Genomic DNA, 238 nt, shown 5'->3' on the forward strand with positions numbered 1-238 from the left:
GGTGTAGGCCACGCCGTCGCGTTCATGGCGGGCGGTGTCCAGCAACGCATTGGCATCGCGGATGAGGAAGACCACCAGCATCAGCAGCGGCGCCATGAACGCCGCGGCCACCCACAGCGACTTGGCGGGGAAGCCGATGCTGCGGAACCAGCGCACGCCCGGCGCCAGCCAGCCGTGGTAGCGGAAAAACTCTCCGAAGCGTGCGCCGGACGAAGTCGATCGGTCGTCACCCTGCTGC

General features: G+C 68.1%; 1 protein-coding gene. It reads right to left on the reverse strand.

Annotation, left to right across the window (positions count from 1 at the left end):
* On the reverse strand, positions 1-238 hold a 238-nt coding region (locus MMY95_RS15800), incomplete at both ends, for a hypothetical protein (RefSeq protein ID WP_241277844.1).

This window comes from Lactiplantibacillus sp. ME-2, from assembly GCF_022549155.1.
GTDB lineage: Bacteria > Bacillota > Bacilli > Lactobacillales > Lactobacillaceae > Lactiplantibacillus > Lactiplantibacillus plantarum.